Annotated in this window: 3 protein-coding genes; 1 reads left to right on the top strand and 2 read right to left on the bottom strand. The window is 76.7% G+C overall.

Annotated features, from left to right (window positions below):
- The coding region (locus tag CCN29_RS16165) for an NAD-dependent epimerase/dehydratase family protein (protein WP_143661341.1) at nucleotides 1–521 on the bottom strand (521 nt) is incomplete at its 3' end.
- Nucleotides 522–584: 63 nt separating this feature from the next.
- On the opposite strand from CCN29_RS16165, the gene CCN29_RS16160 reads away from it, so the two are divergent.
- The gene (locus CCN29_RS16160; protein WP_006130131.1) at nucleotides 585–1,076 is read left to right on the top strand and encodes a GNAT family N-acetyltransferase; all 492 of its coding nucleotides are present in this window, start codon (nucleotides 585–587) and stop codon (nucleotides 1,074–1,076) included.
- Nucleotides 1,077–1,089: 13 nt separating this feature from the next.
- On the opposite strand, the gene CCN29_RS16155 is transcribed toward CCN29_RS16160, so the two are convergent.
- On the bottom strand, nucleotides 1,090–2,021 hold a 932-nt coding region (locus CCN29_RS16155; protein ID WP_107481707.1), incomplete at its 5' end, for a MarP family serine protease.

Below are 2,021 nucleotides of genomic sequence, written 5' to 3'. Positions count from 1 at the left end.
CCCCCGGGCGCCACCACGAGCCCCGTGCGCGCGAACACCGTCCGCGCACCCGCCTCCCGGGCGGGAGCCGCGGCGGCCTCCCACTCCACGCAGACCCGCGACAGGAACCCCTCGCCCGGGGGCGCGCCCTCGTCCACCGCGCGGTCGCCGGTCTCGCCGTAGTAGCCGGTCGCGCTGCCGTTCAGGAACACCCGCGGCCGGGCCTCCTCGGGCAGCCCCGCGACCGCCTCGGCCAGCGCGGTCGTGCCGCCGACCCGGCTGGAGCGGATCAAGTCCTTGTACGCGGCCGTCCAGCGCCGGTCGCCGACCCCGGCGCCCGCCAGGTTCACCACCGCGTCGCACCCGGCGAGGCCCGACGCGTCCACCGTCCCGCGCCCGGGGTCCCAGCGGACCTCGTCCGCCGACCGGGGCGCCCGGCGCACCAGCCGCACCACCGTGTGCCCGTCCGCCGCCAGCGACCGCGCCAGGGCGCCGCCGATCAGTCCGGACGCCCCGGCCACCGCGATCCGCGCATGTTCCATGACGTCCATCCTGCCCCCGGCGCCCCGGAAATCACGGTGGGGACGGCACGTAGAGTGACGCGCATGCCGGAACCGCTGATACGTCCCGCCCGCCCCGACGACGAGCCGGCCCTGGCCCGCCTGGACCGCGAGACCTGGTCACCGCTGCACGAGGTCAGGCCCGAGCCGCCCGCACCCGACGAGCCCTTCTTCCACCCGGCCTGCGGCCCGGACGCCCACCAGGTCGCCGAGTACGACGGACGGGTCGTCGGCTACGTCCGCCTCGGCCACCCCACCGGGATGCCGACCAACGCGCACGTCCTGCAGATCCGCGGACTCGCCGTCGCCGAGGAGGCACGCGGCAAGGGCGCCGGCCGCGCCCTGGTGCGGGCCGCCGTCGCGGAGGCACGCCGCCGGGGAGCCCGCCGGATCAGCCTGCGCGTCCTCGGCCCCAACACCGTCGCCCGCGCCCTGTACGCGTCGGAGGGCTTCACCGTGGAGGGCGTGCTCCCCGGCGAGTTCCACCTCGACGGCCGCTACGTCGACGACGTCCTGATGGGGCAGAGCCTCGTCTGACCGGGGGCCCGCCCTACGACGTCACCGGCTGCCCCGTGTCCACCGGGGTGGTCGCCGTCGCCGCCCGCGCGGCCTCGTCGGCCACCTCGTCCGCCGTCAGCACGTACCCCGTCTCCGCGTCCGAGGTCGAGCGCGCGAACACCACGCCGAACACCCGCCCGTCGGTGGTCAGCAGCGGGCCGCCGGAGTTGCCCGGCCGGACCGTGGAGCGGATCGAGTAGATCTCCCGGGTGACCCGCTCGTCGTTGTAGATGTTCTGCCCGCGCGCCTGCACCCGCGCCGCGACCGTCGCCGCCTGGAGGTTCAGGGCGCCGTCCTGCGGATAGCCCGCCACCACCGCCGCCGCGCCCCGCTCCGCGTCGTCGTCGAACGCCAGCACCGGCGCCCGCAGGTCCGGCACGTGCAGCACGGCCACGTCCGTCCGCGGGTCGAACAGCACCACCCGCGCCTCGTACGTCCGCCCGGCCCCGCCCACCCGTACGGTGGGCTCGTCGATGCCCGCCACCACGTGCGCGTTGGTCATCACGTGCTCACGCGCGTACACGAACCCGCTGCCCTCGCGGCCCTGCGTGCCCGCCACCCCCTCGACCTTCACCGTGCTGCGCTGCGCCGCGCGGGTCGCGGCCGGCGTCACGTTGTCCCCGCTCGGCGCGGCGACCTCTGCGGTCGACTCGTTCTCGAACGGGTTGAACACCTGCGGGAAACCCGCCTCCGTCAGCGCCGACGTGGCCCGCGAGAACCAGGCGGGCGTGGTGTCCGGCATCGCTTCCTGCACCGCGCCCAGCAGCCGGGAGTCCCGGATCGCCGACGTCACCAGCGGCGACGAGGACGCGCCCAGCACGCTCGCCGCCACCCACGCCACGATCAGCACCGCCACCGCGTTCGCCGCGGCCCCGCCGGCCCCGTCCGCCACCCGCAGCGGGCCCCGGTCCAGCTCCCGGCGCA

This window comes from Streptomyces pseudogriseolus, from assembly GCA_002154585.1.
In the GTDB taxonomy this organism is placed as follows: domain Bacteria; phylum Actinomycetota; class Actinomycetes; order Streptomycetales; family Streptomycetaceae; genus Streptomyces; species Streptomyces pseudogriseolus.
This window is presented reverse-complemented; position numbering and strand designations above follow the sequence as displayed.

Bases quoted from the DNA above. Each gene is read 5' to 3' on its own strand.
- CCN29_RS16160 (WP_006130131.1), top strand. From the start codon at position 585: ATGCCGGAACCGCTGATACGTCCCGCCCGCCCCGACGACGAGCCGGCC.